This window comes from Dactylosporangium sp. NPDC005555, from assembly GCF_040605635.1.
Classification (GTDB): Bacteria; Actinomycetota; Actinomycetes; order Mycobacteriales; family Micromonosporaceae; genus Dactylosporangium.
Genome location: NZ_JBEXDG010000014.1, coordinates 137,244 through 152,057, shown reverse-complemented (window position 1 = coordinate 152,057; position 14,814 = coordinate 137,244). Strand labels below are relative to the sequence as shown.

The 14,814-nt window shown below is 73.3% G+C and carries 11 protein-coding genes; 7 read left to right on the top strand and 4 right to left on the bottom strand.

Annotated features, from left to right (window positions below):
• The first annotated feature begins 122 nt into the window (after window positions 1-122).
• Both ABZS58_RS18585 and ABZS58_RS18580 read left to right on the top strand, forming a co-directional pair.
• Window positions 123-3,575: a WG repeat-containing protein gene (locus ABZS58_RS18585; protein WP_354782926.1), complete on the top strand. Its 3,453-nt coding sequence runs from the start codon at window positions 123-125 to the stop codon at window positions 3,573-3,575.
• 38 nt (window positions 3,576-3,613) lie between these two features.
• Window positions 3,614-4,612, top strand: coding sequence for an aldo/keto reductase family protein (locus ABZS58_RS18580; RefSeq protein WP_354782924.1), 999 nt, complete (start codon window positions 3,614-3,616; stop codon window positions 4,610-4,612).
• Between the two features lie 31 nt (window positions 4,613-4,643).
• Here ABZS58_RS18580 and ABZS58_RS18575 read toward each other — a convergent pair whose 3' ends face one another.
• Complete coding sequence (locus ABZS58_RS18575; protein WP_354782922.1) at window positions 4,644-5,432, bottom strand: site-2 protease family protein; 789 nt, start codon at window positions 5,430-5,432, stop codon at window positions 4,644-4,646.
• Window positions 5,433-5,437: 5 nt separating this feature from the next.
• The gene (locus ABZS58_RS18570) at window positions 5,438-5,638 is read right to left on the bottom strand and encodes a hypothetical protein (RefSeq protein WP_354782920.1); all 201 of its coding nucleotides are present in this window, start codon (window positions 5,636-5,638) and stop codon (window positions 5,438-5,440) included.
• A gap of 106 nt (window positions 5,639-5,744) precedes the next feature.
• On the opposite strand from ABZS58_RS18570, the gene ABZS58_RS18565 reads away from it, so the two are divergent.
• The gene (locus ABZS58_RS18565; RefSeq protein WP_354782918.1) at window positions 5,745-7,505 is read left to right on the top strand and encodes a bifunctional adenosylcobinamide kinase/adenosylcobinamide-phosphate guanylyltransferase; all 1,761 of its coding nucleotides are present in this window, start codon (window positions 5,745-5,747) and stop codon (window positions 7,503-7,505) included.
• Entirely contained in the window at window positions 7,493-8,239 is a 747-nt protein-coding gene (locus tag ABZS58_RS18560; protein WP_354782916.1) for an adenosylcobinamide-GDP ribazoletransferase, read from the top strand. Before ABZS58_RS18565 ends, ABZS58_RS18560 begins: the two co-directional genes overlap by 13 nt.
• A 70-nt stretch (window positions 8,240-8,309) precedes the next feature.
• On the opposite strand, the gene gcvT is transcribed toward ABZS58_RS18560, so the two are convergent.
• Window positions 8,310-9,407: a glycine cleavage system aminomethyltransferase GcvT gene (gcvT, locus tag ABZS58_RS18555; protein WP_354782914.1), complete on the bottom strand. Its 1,098-nt coding sequence runs from the start codon at window positions 9,405-9,407 to the stop codon at window positions 8,310-8,312.
• A gap of 117 nt (window positions 9,408-9,524) precedes the next feature.
• Here gcvT and ABZS58_RS18550 point away from each other — a divergent pair, with 117 nt between their 5' ends.
• The gene (locus ABZS58_RS18550) at window positions 9,525-11,084 is read left to right on the top strand and encodes a leucyl aminopeptidase (RefSeq protein ID WP_354782912.1); all 1,560 of its coding nucleotides are present in this window, start codon (window positions 9,525-9,527) and stop codon (window positions 11,082-11,084) included.
• Here the strand turns inward: ABZS58_RS18550 and ABZS58_RS18545 are convergent.
• Window positions 11,081-11,389: a hypothetical protein gene (locus ABZS58_RS18545; RefSeq protein WP_354782910.1), complete on the bottom strand. Its 309-nt coding sequence runs from the start codon at window positions 11,387-11,389 to the stop codon at window positions 11,081-11,083. The two genes, ABZS58_RS18550 and ABZS58_RS18545, sit on opposite strands and share 4 nt — an antisense overlap.
• A gap of 170 nt (window positions 11,390-11,559) precedes the next feature.
• Here ABZS58_RS18545 and lpdA point away from each other — a divergent pair, with 170 nt between their 5' ends.
• Window positions 11,560-12,942, top strand: coding sequence for a dihydrolipoyl dehydrogenase (gene lpdA / locus ABZS58_RS18540; protein ID WP_354782908.1), 1,383 nt, complete (start codon window positions 11,560-11,562; stop codon window positions 12,940-12,942).
• 48 nt (window positions 12,943-12,990) lie between these two features.
• The gene (sucB, locus tag ABZS58_RS18535; RefSeq protein ID WP_354782906.1) at window positions 12,991-14,802 is read left to right on the top strand and encodes a 2-oxoglutarate dehydrogenase, E2 component, dihydrolipoamide succinyltransferase; all 1,812 of its coding nucleotides are present in this window, start codon (window positions 12,991-12,993) and stop codon (window positions 14,800-14,802) included.
• The last annotated feature ends 12 nt before the right edge of the window (window positions 14,803-14,814 follow it).

The following is a 14,814-nucleotide window of genomic DNA, read 5'->3' as shown; positions in this document are numbered from 1 at the left end:
TGGCGGTGGACGGCTCCTAAGCCGTACCCTCCCTTCGCGACCGGACCACGATTTCACCGGGTAGGCGTGTGGCGAGCGCCGGTGCATGATTGGTGCCGGAGCGGGGCGAGGAGAGCGAAGCTGTGAGCGACGAGTACCCGGGGGAAGAGCCGGGAACCGCCGCGCCCACCTGGGCCGCAGTGCCGACGATGCCGTGGGGCAGGGTGCCGGAGCAGCGCCGCGACGAGCAGTCGCCGCCGGGTCGCGGCGGGCCTGAGCACCAGGGCGGCGAGCAGCGGGGCGACGACCCGTCCGGCCGCCGCGGCCAGGGCCGGCAGTACGGCGACCCACGCTTCTCCGGCGACCCGCGCACGGCCGACCCGCGTGGCGGCGAGTTCCGCGGCGGCTCCGGCGACCCACGCACCGGTGATCTACGGCCCGGTGACCCACGTGGCGGCGAGTTCCGTGGCGGGCCTGCCGACGAGCGCGGCCGCCAGCAGGGTGCGCCGCAGCCGCGGTGGGCGCAGGGGCCGCAGCAGGGCGGCTATCCGGTGCAGCAAGGTCATCCCGGGCAGCAGCCGCCGCAGGGGTACCAGCCGCCGCCGGTCCCCCAGCAGGGGCGTCCTCAGCAGGGCGGGTATCAGGGACAGCCGCACCCGCAGCAGGGCCACCCGCAGGGGCGGCACCCGCAGCAGGGGCGCGACGACCGGCGCGGCTACGACGACCGGCGCGGCTACGACGGCCCGGTCGACGACCGGCGCGGCTACGACGACCGGCGCGGCTACGACGGCCCGGTCGACGACCGGCGCGGCTACGACGGCCCCTACGAGCGCGGGCATGACGACCGGCGCGGCTACGACGGCCCGCATGACGACCGGCGCGGCTATGACGACCCGCGGCGCGGGTACGACGGACCCTATGACGATCGGCGCGGCTACGACGGCCCGCCGGCCGGGCACGGGCGTCCGCAGCACCAGGGGCACGGCCGGCCGCGCAACCCCGCCCTGGACGAGCCGACCGACGAGGTCCCCCGGGTGCGCCGCGGTGCCGCCGGGACGACTGCGCCGGCCGGTCGGTCCGGCGCGGGCAGGGCCACGGTCTACGGCGCCCCGCCGCCGGTGGACGCGCCGATGAGCGCACCGCCGGCCGGGACGACGTACGGCGGGCAGGGCCGCTCCACGGTCTACGGCGCCCCCGCCCAGCACACCGCACCGCCCCCGCACGGCGGTCCTGGTCAGCACGGCGCACCGCCGCCCCAGGGACGCACGTACGGCGCCCCGCAGCAGGGTGCGCCGGCGGCGCGGACGTATGGCGCCCCGGTCCAGCACGAGCCGGTCCACAGCGACCAGGGCGGCGACCAGGGCATGGCGAACCGGCCGGTGTCCTCCGCACCCGTGTCCTCGGCGCCGGTCTCGGCGGCTCCGGTGTCCTCGGCGCCGCATCCGCCGGCGTCCGGCCATGACTGGCAGGACGACCCCACCAACCGGCCGGTGTCCTCCGCACCCGGCTGGGACGGTGACCCCACCAACCGGCCCGTCTCCTCCGCACCCGGCTGGGACGGTGACCCCACCAACCGGCCCGTCTCCTCCGCACCGGGCTGGAGCGCTGACCCCGGCAACCGGCCTGTGTCGTCCGCACCCGGCTGGGACGGTGACCCGGGCAACCGCCCCGTCTCCTCCGCACCCGTGTCGTCCGTCCCCGTCTCGGCCGCTCCGGTTTCCGCCGCGCCGGTCTCGGCGGTGCCCGTGTCCGCCGTGCCGTCCCAGACCACACCGCCGCACGCCACACCGCCGCACGTCGGACCGTCGCACGCCGGGCCGTCGTACGCCGGGCCGGAGCAGGTCGCGCCGGGGCAGCCTGCGGTGCAGGAGCGGGGCGTGGTGCCGGAGCAGGCGGGGCCGCCGACGGCGGAGCAGGTGCCTGCCGACGAGCTCCCGGCGGTGTCCGTGCGGCCGATGAGCGCGCCGCCGCTGGACGCACCGGATGCGCCGTTCAACGCGTTCGGGTCCGCCGGAGGCGCAGCACCGCAGGAGCAGGCGGTGGACGTACCGACGCAGCAGCCGGAGACCGAGGGAGCCGCAGCGGTGCAGCAGACCGCGATGGACGCCTATCGCTCCGCGACGCTGACCGGGGCCGGGGTCGACGGGCTGCAGGCGACGGGCTATCTGCCGATCGTGCGGCCCGGCGCGGAAGGGTTCCCGGCCGAGCTCGCGGCGCTCCTGCCGCCGGCGCCCGCCCCGAACGAGGTCAAGGGCGAGACGAAGGGCGAGGAGACCGCGGGGCCCGACCCGGAGCAGGTCCTCGCCGGCTACGTGTGGCGCTTCGACCCCGACACGCTGCGTGAGCAGATCGAGGGCGACGAGGTGCGGGAGCTCACCGAGATCCGCGACTCGCTGACCACGAAGCTGAACCGCGTCGAGGACAACCCGACGCGGGCGCGGCTGCTGAGCCTGCGCGCCGTGGTGTCCCGCATCCTCGGCGACCTGCCGAAGGCGTTCGCGGACGGCAAGCTCGCCCTCGCGCACGCCGAGGCCACCGGCGAGCTGCGCCGGATCGCGATCGCGCAGGCGCGGCTCGCGCACGTGCTGCAGTGGCGGGAGGAGTTCGAGGAGGCCGACCGGCTGTTCACGCTCGCCAACTCCAGCGAGCTGCCGGACCGGCTGCGGGCCACCATGCACCAGCACGCCGGCAAGTGCGCCTACGACCAGGGCCGGTACATGGAGGCCTGCAACCACTTCGAACGGGCCCTCGACCTGCGCAAGGAAGAGGACCCGGAGCTCATCGCGCAGACCGAGCTCGCGCTGGACGCCGTGTTCCGGCGGGTCGCGGAGAAGGGCTGGGGCCCGTACCCGCGCAGCCGCGACGAGATCCTGCAGATCCGCAGGTCACCGGCGCCGGCGTTCGACGAGCAGACCCAGCGCTGGGGTTACATCGAGCCCGACGGCAACTTCTGCATCGGCCCGGGGTACCTGGACGTGCAGCCGTTCCGCGACGGCGTCGCGTGGGTCCAGCGGCAGGGCTCGCAGAACTGGGAGCTCATCGACGACACCGGCAAGCTGCTCATCGAGCCGGCCGCCGGGTATCTCGGCGTCGGCAGCTTCTCCGACGGCGTCGCCTGGGTGTCGCGGGACGGCACCAACCGGTGGATCGCGATCGACAAGACCAACGCGGTGCTGATCTCGACCGGGTTCGACGACGTCCGGCCGTTCCGGCGGGGTGTCGCGGCGGTCCGGCGCGGCGAGCACTGGGGCGCCGTCGACAGCATCGGGCGGGTCGTCGTGTCGTTCCAGTACGACGGGTTCGCCACGGCACTGCTCGACGGCCGGTACATCGACGGCTTCAGTGACGAAGGTCTCGCCGTGGTGTCCCTCGACGGGCGCAAGGGGGTCGTCGACCGGTCCGGGCGCGTCCTGGTGCCGCCGATCCACCACACGCTGATGATCCACCCGGTCGCGTTCCTGATCGCGGACGACTCGCAGCGCTGGGGCGCCCTCGACCGGCGCGGCCGGACCGTGATCGAGGCCACGTTCCCGAGCCGGATGGGCGTGACGGACGAGATCGACCGCCTGCTCGCCGACACCCGGCCCGTCATGTAGTTGTACGGGCGGGCGTCCGGTCCTGTAAGCAAGAGGGTATGGAGTTTCGTCACCTCGGCCGGTCCGGGATGCTCGTCAGCGAGATCTCGTACGGCAACTGGATCACCCACGGCTCGCAGGTCGAGGCGGAGCAGGCGACCGCCTGCGTCCACGCCGCCCTCGACCTCGGCATCACCACCTTCGACACCGCCGACGTCTACGCCGGCACCCGGGCGGAGGTCGTGCTCGGCGACGCGCTGAAGGGGCAGCGCCGCGAGGGCCTGGAGATCTTCACGAAGGTCTACTGGCCGACCGGCCCCGGCCGTAACGACCGCGGCCTGTCCCGCAAGCACATCCTCGAGTCGATCAACGGCTCGCTGCGGCGGCTGCAGACCGACTACGTCGACCTGTACCAGGCGCACCGCTACGACTCCTCGACGCCGCTCGAGGAGACGATGGAGGCGTTCGCCGACGTCGTGCGCAGCGGCAAGGCGCTCTACATCGGCGTGTCCGAGTGGCGGGCCGACGAGATCCGCGCCGCCGCCTCGCTGGCCCGGGAGCTGCGCGTCCAGCTGGTGTCGAACCAGCCGCAGTACTCGGCGCTGTACCGGGTCATCGAGGCCGAGGTCGTCCCGGCGTCCGAGGAGCTCGGGATCGGGCAGATCGTGTGGTCGCCGCTCGCCCAGGGCGTCCTGACCGGCAAGTACCAGCCGGGTCAGCCGCCGCCGGCGGGGTCGCGGGCCACCGATGAGAAGTCGGGCGCCAACTTCATCGCCTCGCTGCTGCGCGACGAGGTCCTCACCGCTGTCCAGCAGCTCAAGCCCCTCGCCGAGCAGGCCGGGCTGACGATGGCGCAGCTCGGGGTGGCGTGGGTGCTGCAGAACCCGAACGTGTCCTCGGCGATCGTCGGGGCGACCCGGCCGGAGCAGCTGCAGGACAACGTGAAGGCGGCGGGCGTGAAGCTCGACGCGGAGCTGCTGAAGCGGATCGACGAGGTCCTCGACGCGGTCGTGGAGCGCGACCCGCGCAAGACGGTCAGTCCCGCTCAGCGTCCGTAGTGTCACGGGGGCCGCCGCGGCGGCCCCCGTCTCACGACCAGAAGCGGAACAGGCCGAGGCCCCTGCCGACCAGGCTGTCGGGCAGGCCGATCACGTCGCCGATGCCCAGGACGACGGTGAAGAACCAGTCGTTGATGACCGGTGACCACAGCAGCGCGATGAGCAGCAGCATCCCGTAGGGCGCGACGTGGTTGAAGCCGCGCTGCCACTGCGGGCTCAGCCACGGGAAGAGCAGGTTGCCGCCGTCGACGCCCGGCATCGGCACGAAGTTGAGGATGCTCGCCGTCAGCTGCAGGAACGCCAGGAAAGCCAGCCCCGCCCAGAACGCCGGGTCGCCGCCGTTGTCCAGGCCCAGGGCGAACGGCAGGACCAGCACGACGGCGAGCACCATGTTGGTGGCCGGGCCGACGAAGCTGATCAGGCTGTCCATGAAGCGGCTGCGGATCGCCGCGTGGTTGACCCAGACCGCCCCGCCCGGCAGGCCGATGCCGCCGATCAGCAGGAACACGACCGGCAGCACGATCGACAGCAGCGGGTGCGCGTATTTCAACGGGTCGAGCGTCAGATAGCCACGGTGCGCCACGTCATGATCGCCACCTTTGAAGGCGACCAGGGCGTGCGCGTACTCATGCAGACACAGCGAAACGGTCCAGCCGGTCACGACGAAGAGAAACACGTCGATTCCGGGGTCGCCGAACCCGGTCCACGTCAGCCATCCGGAGATGACGAACGCCGCGAGGATCCCCAGGAACAGCGCACTCGGCCGGAACGCCTCGCGGGGCAGTCCCCCGACCCGGCCCGGTGACCGGCCGAACGCCATCGCCGTCAGCCCCCCGCCGGTAGGAGGCTCATCTTGTATTCCAAGCGCTCGTCCTCGGTCAGGATCGCGGTCGTCGCGCCCTTGGCGACCAGCTCACGCCAGCTCTGGCCCAGCCAGGACTCCGCGTCGGACTGGCTGGAAAACGCCTCGTTCGGGCCGTCGACCGCCCGGTTCTCAGCGTCTTCGAACTGCCACGTCCACGCCATCAGTCACGCTCCCGTCCCAGGTAGGTAGTTTCGAGCGTATCGGGCTGAGGGCGATGTGCCGATGCCGCCCACCGGAAAGTGAACCCTGGGTCATAAAGTACGGGGCATGCGGTTGCTGGTGCTCGGTGGAATCCGGTCCGGGAAGTCGGAAGTAGCGGAGTCGCTCGTCGCGGACGCGGAGCGGGTGCGCTACGTCGCGACCGCGCCGGAGCATCCCGGTGGGCTCCCTGACGAGGCCTGGTCGGCGCGGCTGACCCGGCACCGGGCCCGGCGGCCCGCCGGCTGGAGCACCGAGGAGGTCGGCACCGAGCCGGACCGCCTCGCGGACCTCCTGCACGGCGCGAAACCCGAGGACGTCCTGCTCGTCGACGACCTCGGTGGATGGCTCACGGCGATGTTCGACGCCGCCGGTGACTGGGCCGACCCGAGCGCCCTCGACAGCCGGATCACGGCGCTCGGCGACGCGGTGCGGGCCTGCCCGGCCGCGCTGCTGGTGCTGGTCGCCCCCGAGGTCGGGTTGGCCGTGGTGCCGACGACGCAGGCCGGTCGCACGTTCGCCGACGCCAACGGGCTGCTCAACCAGCGGGTCGCGGCGGCCAGCGACGGTGTCGCGATGGTCGTCGCGGGGGAGGTCACCTGGCTGCGTGGCGGTTCGGAGGTCGGCCACGCCGGGGGCCGTTTCGTTGCCGCGCCCGCTCCCGCTCCGTTCGAGTTCTCCGGCACCGTCGCCGGTGCGGTCCTGTCGACCGCGGACAGCGGCGAGACCCTGTCGTTCCAGCCGGGCATGGAGCTGCCGCTGCCCGACGAGTCGACCGCGGCCGAGGCCGGCGAGCGGCTGCTCACCCTTCGTCTCAACGGCGCGGGCCTGGGTGGGCTCGTGCCCGTCGTCCGCTTCGCCGGCGGCACGCAGGGCCGGCCCGACCCGCGTCCGTGGCAGCGGCCGCGGGTCCTCGTCCTGCGCGGCGACCGGACCGGAGGCTTCGCCGCGGGCGACTCGGCCGCCGCCGCCGACCGCCGCCTCGAGGACGTCGTGGAGGGCACCGGCACCCTGGCCGTGCTCGCCGCGACCGCCGGGGCCAGCGTCCAGGCGATCGACTGCCCCGAGGCGGGCCCGGCGGAGCTGCACGACGCCCTCGACGACGGCAGCGTCGACGCGGCCCTGACGCTCGGCTGGCGGCTCGCCGACGCCGCCGCCAACGAGGGCGTCGACCTGCTCGTCCTGGCCGCGTGCGGGGCCGGCTCCGACGCGGCCGCCGCGGCGATCGTCGCGGTCCTCACCGGCGGCGAGCCGGCCGCGATGCTCGGACGGGTCGTCGACGCGTCCGGCTTCGTCAACGACGCCGCCTGGATCCGCAAGGTCGCCGCCGTCCGCGACGCCCGGCACCGCATCCGCGCCCGCAGCCGCGAGCCGCACACCGTCCTGTCGATGCTCGGCGGCGGCGACATCGCGGTCGCCACCGGCATCCTCCTCGGTGCCGCCTCCCGCCGCCTGCCGGTCATGATCGACGGTCCGGTCGGCATCGCCGCGGGCCTCGTCGCCCGCGACTACGGCGCGCAGACCCGGCACTGGCTGCTCATGGCCGACCACGGCGAGAACCCGACGGTGAAGCTCGGCGCCGACGTGCTCGGGGTCACCCCCTTCCTGCAGCTCAAGCTGGCGCTCGGCGAGGGCGGCGCGTCGCTGGTGGCGCTGCCGCTGGTCAACACCGCGCTCACCGTGGCCGCGGCGACCCCGCCCCGCGAGCCGGTCGTCGAGCCGGAGGACGGGCTCACCGAGCAGGAGCGGATCGAGGCGGAGATCCAGCGGGTCGTCGCCGACTCCCCCACCGCCGAGATGCCCTTCGTGAAACCGTCGTGGGAGGCCTGAGGCTCGCCCTGACCCTCTTCACCATCGCCCCCGCCGGCGTCGCCCGTTTCGACCGGCCGACGGCCCGCACGGCGATGGCGTTGGCGCCGCTGGTCGGTGTCATGCTGGGAGGTGTCCTGGGCGGCCTCGCGCTCGGGCTCCGCGCCGGTGGCGCGTCACCCCTGATGGCGGCCGCGGCGACGGTGGCGCTGTCGGCGGTGTGCACCCGCGCCCTCCACCTGGACGGCCTGGCCGACACGGCCGACGGTCTCGGCTCGTACCAGGGCGCCGACAAAGCACTTGAAATCATGAAAAAGTCGGACATCGGGCCGTTCGGCGTGGTGGCGATCGTGGCCGTCCTGCTCCTCGACGTGGCCGCCCTGACCAGCGTCTACGCCCGCCCGTGGCCGGAGGTCCTCGCGCTGGTCGTGGCGGGCACCGCCGCCGGCCGCCTCGGCGCCACCGTCGCCTGCCGCGCCGGCCTGCCCGCGGCCCGCCCCGACGGTCTCGGCGCCCTGGTCGCGCAGACCCTCCCCCGCGCCGCGGTCGCCGCGATCACGCTGCTCGTCGCCGCCGCGGCCGCCCTGGCCGACCCCGTCCGCGGCCCCCTGGCGGTCCTCCTCGCCGCGGCCGCCGCCTGGGCCGTCACCGGCCACGCGCACCGCCGCCTCGGCGGCGTCACCGGCGACGTGATCGGCGCGGCGGTGGAACTCGCCACGATGACCGCCTGGCTGGTCCTCGCCACCGCCCCCTGACCGCCGCCGCCGCGGCCCGGTCCGCCGGAGCGGGTGGGGTGCCGGCCGGCGACCCCACCCGGACCACGGCTCAGCGCACGTTCGACGTCACGAACGGTGGCTTCACGACGCGGACGTTCGAGCGGCGGCCGCGGACGTCGAGGGTGACCTCCGCGCCCTCGGAGACGCCCGCCGAGGTGTCGATCAGGGCGAGCCCGATGCCGACCTTGCGGGTCGGTGAGAAGGTGCCGCTGGTGACCTCGCCGATGGCGGTGTCGCCCGAGGCCGCCAGGACGGTCATGTGGGCGCGCGGGATGCCCCGGTCCAGGGACTCGATGCCCCACAGGAGGCGGCGCGGGCCGGCGGCCTTCTCGGCGAGGAGCGCGTCACGGCCCCAGAACTGGTCCTTGCCCCAGCCGACGGCCCAGCCGGACCGGGCCTGGACGGGACTGATGGAAAGCGACAGGTCCTGGCCGTGCAGCGGGTACCCCATCTCGGTGCGCAGCGTGTCGCGGGCGGCGAGGCCGCACGGGCGGGCACCGCCCTCGACGATCGCGTCCCAGAGGCCGTGGGCGTCGTGGGAGGGCACGACCAGCTCATAGCCGTGTTCGCCGGTGTACCCGGTGCGGCACACGACCACGTCATGGCCGTTGAAGGCGGAGACGGTGAAGCTCATGTAGTCGTGGTCGGTGGGCAGGCCGAGGCCGGCGAGCAGTTCCGCGGAGCGGGGGCCCTGCACGGCGAGGACGGCGAAGAGCTCGTGCTGGCCGATCACGCTGATGCCGGTCGGCGCGGCCTCGACGAGGCGGCGGACCACCTCGGCGGTGTTCGCGGCGTTCGGGACGAGGAAGACGTCGTCGTCGCCGAACCGGTACGCGATGAGGTCGTCCACCACGCCACCGTGCTCGTCGAGGCACAGGGTGTACTGGGCCTGACCTGCGACGATACGATTGAGATCGTTGCTGAGGCAGCGGTTGACGAAGTCGGCCGCGCCGCGGCCGCGCACCCGGGCCTTGCCCAGGTGCGACACGTCGAACACGCCGGCGTCCTCGCGGACCGCCGTATGCTCCTTGAGCACGCCGCCTCCGGCGTATTCCAGCGGCATGTCCCAGCCGCCGAACGCCGCGAACTTGGCACCGAGCGCCGCATGACGGTGATACAACGCGGGGTGCCGCAAGGGTTGCGTCATGCCCGCAACCTATCGCGTTGGTTATCGTGTCCAGCACCCGATTCGGCGGCATGCTGAGGATGCGGTACCACCGCAGCCGACGCTGACGCAGAACACCACCAGTGATGTGGAGCCCGAGTGACCGCCCTGAACCTGGTCGACACCGACCCCGCCGAACTCGCCGTGGACGCCGTGGTCGTCGGCGTGTACGCACATGACGGCGGTGACGCCAAGCTGCTGCTCGCCTCCGGTGCGGAGAGCGTCGCGGCGGCGTTCAGCGACCGGCCGGGCGGCGGGCTGGCGGAGACGCTGCACGTCCTCGGCGCGACCGGCGCGGTCGGCGAGGTGACGAAGGTCCCCGCGTTCGGTGCCGTGACGGCGCCGCTCGTCGTGGCGGTCGGGCTCGGCGCGGAGCCGTCGGGTGCCGCGCCGGCGGCGGAGACGCTGCGCCGGGCCGCCGGTGCCGCGACGCGCGCCCTGGCGGGGTCGGCGTCGGTGGCGCTCGTGCTGCCGCTGTCGGACCGGGACGCGCCCACCGACGACGAGCTGACCGCCGGCGTGCGGGCCGTCGCGGAGGGGGCGGCGCTGGGGGCGTACCGCTTCGGCGGGTACAAGACGAAGCCGTCCGCGGCGCGTCGCGACCCGGTCCGCAAGGTCGTCCTGCACGTGCCCGACGCCGCGGCGAAGCTCGCCAGGGCCGCGGTGAAGCGGTCCGGCACGGTCACGGCGGCGGTGGCCCGCACCCGCGACTGGATCAACACCGCGCCCAACGAACTGCGGCCGCCGCAGTTCGCCGCGCAGGCCGCCGAGGCCGCGGCGGCGGCGCAGCTGGACGTCACCGTCCTGGACGAGAAGGCCCTCGCGAAGCAGGGTTACGGCGGCATCCTCGCCGTCGGGCTGGGATCGGCCGCCGCGCCACGGCTGGTGCGCATCGCGTACGAGCCGGCGGGCGCGACCCGCAGAGTGGCGCTGGTCGGCAAGGGCATCACGTTCGACACCGGCGGCGTGTCCATCAAGCCCGCCCAGGGCATGTGGGAGATGAAGTCCGACATGTCGGGCGCGGCGGCGGTCGTGTCGACGATGATCGCGATCGCGGCGCTGAAGCCGAAGGTCGCCGTCGTCGCGTACGCGCCGATGGCCGAGAACATGGCGTCCGGCAGCGCGTACCGGCCGGGCGACGTCGTGACGATGTACAACGGGCACAAGGTCGAGGTGCTCAACACCGACGCCGAGGGCCGCATGATCCTGGGCGACGCGATCGCCCGTGCCTGCGAGGACGAGCCCGACTACCTGTTCGAGGTGTCGACGCTGACCGGCGGGCAGGTCATCGCGCTCGGCAAGCGGATCGCCGGGGTCATGGGCACGCCGGAGCTGTGCGAGCGGGTCCGTGACGCGGGCGAGCGGACCGGTGAGCCGGCGTGGCCGATGCCACTGCCGGACGACGTGCGCCAGGGCATGGACTCCGAGGTCGCCGACATCTCGCAGGTCAACGCGGGCATGGACCGGGCCGGGCACATGCTGCAGGGTGGCGTGTTCCTGTCCGAGTTCGTCGCCGAGGGCGTCCAGTGGGCGCACATCGACATCGCCGGTCCCAGCTACCACTCCGGTGAGGCGTTCGGCTACTGGGCGAAGGGCGGCACCGGCGTGCCGGTGCGCACCCTCGTCAGCCTGGTCGAGGAGATCGCGGCGGAAGCCTAGGAACGCTTGTTGCGGGCGTTGTAGTCGCGCATCCGCTGCGGGTAGCCGACCAGGGCCACGTCGTAGATCGGCATGCTCAGTTTGTGCGCGAACTGCCGCGCCGCCCGGGGGTCGTCGACGCGGCGGCGGGTCCACTCGCCGTCGTGTGCGATCAGCAACAGTGTCGTTTCTGTCACTGTGGTGCGGGGCTCGATGAACCCTTCGACGCCCCGCCGCGACCGGACGAACTCCTCCAGATGCCGCAGATCCTCGCGGCTAGCGGTGCGTCCACCTGCGGCGGGTCTACTCCGGCGGAACCAGGCCACGATCCGTTTCCCTCCCCGTGAAGATCCCCCGACGATCCCGTGTGACCGGGCACCCGGCGGGCGCCGTCGGGGCACCTACCGTCGCAGGCGGACAAGGGTGGTGACAAGATGGCCAAGGATCGTCATGCCATCACGGACCCAACAGGTCCGTGCATCACCTGGGAGAATTCGTGAGCGACCCACACGCCAACTCCTTCGACGTCCTGATCCTGGGCGGCGGCAGCGGCGGCTACGCGGCGGCGTTCCGCGCCGCACAGCTGGGCCTGTCCGTCGGCCTGGTCGAGAAGGACAAGCTCGGCGGCACCTGCCTGCACCGCGGCTGCATCCCGACCAAGGCGCTGCTGCACGCCGGTGAGGTCGCCGACGCGACCCGCGAGGCGGAGCAGTTCGGCGTCCAGGCGAAGTTCAACGGCGTCGACATGAAGGCGGTCAACGCCTACAAGGACGGCGTCGTCACCAAGCTCTACAAGGGGCTGCAGGGCCTGGCGAAGGCCCGCAAGGTGACGCTGATCGAGGGCGAGGGCCGGCTCGTCGCCGCCGACACGGTCGAGGTGTCCGGCACGCGGTACAAGGGCAAGAACGTCGTCCTGGCGACGGGCTCCTACTCCAAGTCCCTGCCGGGCCTGGACGTCGACGGCGAGCGGGTGCTGACCAGCGAGCACGCCCTGACCCTGGACCACGTGCCCGCGTCGGCGGTGATCCTCGGCGGCGGCGTGATCGGCTGCGAGTTCGCCAGCGCGTGGAAGTCCTTCGGGGTCGACGTGACCATCGTCGAGGCCCTCCCGCGGCTCATCGCGGTCGAGGACGAGGCGAGCTCCAAGGCCCTGGAGCGGGCGTTCCGCAAGCGCGGCATCAAGTTCAAGGTCGGCAAGCCCTTCGAGAAGGTCGAGCGCTCCGGCGACGGCGTCAAGGTGACGATCCAGGGCGGCGACACGATCGAGGCGGAGCTGCTGCTCGTCGCCGTCGGCCGTGGCCCGACGACCGCCGGCCTCGGCTACGAGGAGCAGGGCGTGAAGATGGAGCGCGGGTTCGTCATCACCGACGAGCGTCTGCGCACCAGCGTCCCCGGCGTCTACGCCGTCGGCGACATCGTGCCCGGCGTCCAGCTCGCGCACCGCGGCTTCCAGCAGGGCATCTTCGTCGCCGAGGAGATCGCCGGGCAGCACCCGCAGGTGATCGACGAGGCCGGCATCCCCCGCGTGACGTATTCCGAGCCGGAGGTCGCGTCCGTCGGGCTCAACGAGTCGAAGGCCCGCGAGCTGCACGGCGACAAGATCGAGACGGTGCAGTACGACCTGTCGGGCAACGGCAAGAGCCAGATCCTGAAGACCGCCGGCTTCGTGAAGCTGGTCCGGGTCAAGGACGGCCCCGTCGTCGGCGTCCACATGGTGGGCGCGCGCGTGAGCGAGCTGATCGGTGAGGGCCAGTTGATCTACAACTGGGAGGCCTTCCCGGGCGACGTCGCCCCGCTCGTGCACATGCACCCCACGCAGAACGAGGCGATCGGTGAGGCGTTCCTGGCGCTCGCCGGCAAGCCGCTGCACGTCCACTGATCATCTGGGACCCGACCGCCACAAGCACTGTTCGAGGAGACTGTTCATATGCCGGTATCGGTCACCATGCCCCGGTTGGGCGAGAGCGTCACTGAGGGCACCGTCACCCGCTGGTTGAAGGCTGAGGGCGACCAGGTCGAGGCCGACGAGCCGTTGCTCGAGGTCTCCACCGACAAGGTCGACACGGAGATCCCGTCACCGGCGGCCGGGGTGCTCACGCGCATCGTCGTGCAGGAGGACGAGACCGCCGAGGTCGGCGCCGAGCTCGCCGTCATCGGCGACGCCGGCGACGCGCCCGCGGCCCCTGCCGAGGAGCCGGCCGAGGAGCCCGCCGCCGAGGAGCCCGCCGCGGAGGAGCCGGCCGAAGCGCCGGCTGCCGAAGCGCCGGCTGAAGCACCCGCCGCGCAGGCCGCACCGGCCGCCGACGGTGAGACCACGTCGCTGAAGATGCCGGCGCTGGGCGAGTCCGTCACCGAGGGCACCGTCACCCGCTGGCTCAAGCAGGTCGGCGACGCCGTCGAGGCCGACGAGCCGCTGCTGGAGGTCTCCACCGACAAGGTCGACACGGAGATCCCCTCGCCGGTCGCCGGCACCCTGCTGGAGATCAAGGTCGCCGAGGACGAGACCGTGGAGGTCGGCGCCGAGCTGGCCGTCATCGGCGCGGCCGGAAGCGGAGGCGGCGGGTCGCAGCCCGAGCCGAAGGCTGAGCCCGCGCCCAAGGCCGAGCCGGCGCCCAAGGCCGAGGCCAAGCCGGAGCCCAAGGCCGAGCCGAAGCAGGCCGCCGCGCCCGCCCAGGCCAGCGCCCCGGCGCCCGCGCAGCCGGCGCAGACCAGGCCGGCCACCGCCGCACCGGTCGCCGCCGGCCCGTCCACGTCGGTCACCCCCAGCGCCAACGGCAAGGCCCAGGCCCAGGGCGACGAGGCGGGGTACGTCACGCCGCTGGTCCGCAAGCTCGCCAATGAGCACGGCGTCAACCTGGCGGCGCTGTCCGGCACCGGGGTCGGCGGCCGGATCCGCAAGCAGGACGTCCTCGACGCCGCCGAAAAGGCCAAGCAGGCCGCCGCGGCCCCGGCGGCCTCCGCCGCGGAGCCGAAGGCGGCCGCGCCCAGGCAGGAGCAGAAGGCGGCGCCGAGCCCGCTGCGCGGCCAGACGCAGAAGCTGACCCGCATGCGCGCGCTCATCGCCCGCCGCATGGTCGAGTCGCTGCAGGTGTCGGCGCAGCTGACCACCGTCGTCGAGGTCGACGTCACCAAGGTGGCGAAGCTGCGGGCGAAGGCCAAGCAGCAGTTCCTCGACACGCACGGCGTGAAGCTGTCGTTCCTGCCGTTCTTCGCCCTCGCGGCGGTCGAGGCCCTGCGGGTGCACCCGTCGGTGAACTCCTCGATCGACCTGGAGGCGGGCACCGTCACGTATCACGACGCCGAGCACCTGGGCATGGCCGTCGACACCGAGAAGGGGCTCATCGTCCCGGTCATCCGCAACGCGGGCGACCTCAACCTCGGCGGGCTCGCCAAGCGGATCGCGGACGTGGCCGAGCGGACCCGCACCAACAAGCTCAACCCGGACGACATCACCGGCGGCACGTTCACGCTGACGAACACCGGCAGCCGCGGCGCGCTGTTCGACACGCCGATCATCAACCAGCCGCAGGTGGCGATCCTCGGCACCGGTGCGGTCGTCAAGCGGGCCGTCGTCGTCAACGACCCCGAGCTCGGCGAGATCATCGCGCCGCGGTCGATGGTGTACCTGGCGCTGTCCTACGACCACCGGATCGTGGACGGTGCCGACGCCGCCCGCTTCCTCACCACCGTCAAGGAGCGCCTCGAGGGCGGCAACTTCGAGGCCGACCTCGGCGTGTAGCACCGCGACGCG

What these genes read in the sequence shown, in the direction of transcription:
- gcvT (WP_354782914.1), bottom strand. Translation starts at nt 9,407, where the DNA reads ATGACGCAACCCTTGCGGCACCCCGCGTTGTATCACCGTCATGCGGCG.
- sucB (WP_354782906.1), top strand. Translation starts at nt 12,991, where the DNA reads ATGCCGGTATCGGTCACCATGCCCCGGTTGGGCGAGAGCGTCACTGAG.
- ABZS58_RS18570 (WP_354782920.1), bottom strand. Translation starts at nt 5,638, where the DNA reads ATGGCGTGGACGTGGCAGTTCGAAGACGCTGAGAACCGGGCGGTCGAC.
- ABZS58_RS18575 (WP_354782922.1), bottom strand. Translation starts at nt 5,432, where the DNA reads ATGGCGTTCGGCCGGTCACCGGGCCGGGTCGGGGGACTGCCCCGCGAG.
- ABZS58_RS18580 (WP_354782924.1), top strand. Translation starts at nt 3,614, where the DNA reads ATGGAGTTTCGTCACCTCGGCCGGTCCGGGATGCTCGTCAGCGAGATC.
- ABZS58_RS18565 (WP_354782918.1), top strand. Translation starts at nt 5,745, where the DNA reads ATGCGGTTGCTGGTGCTCGGTGGAATCCGGTCCGGGAAGTCGGAAGTA.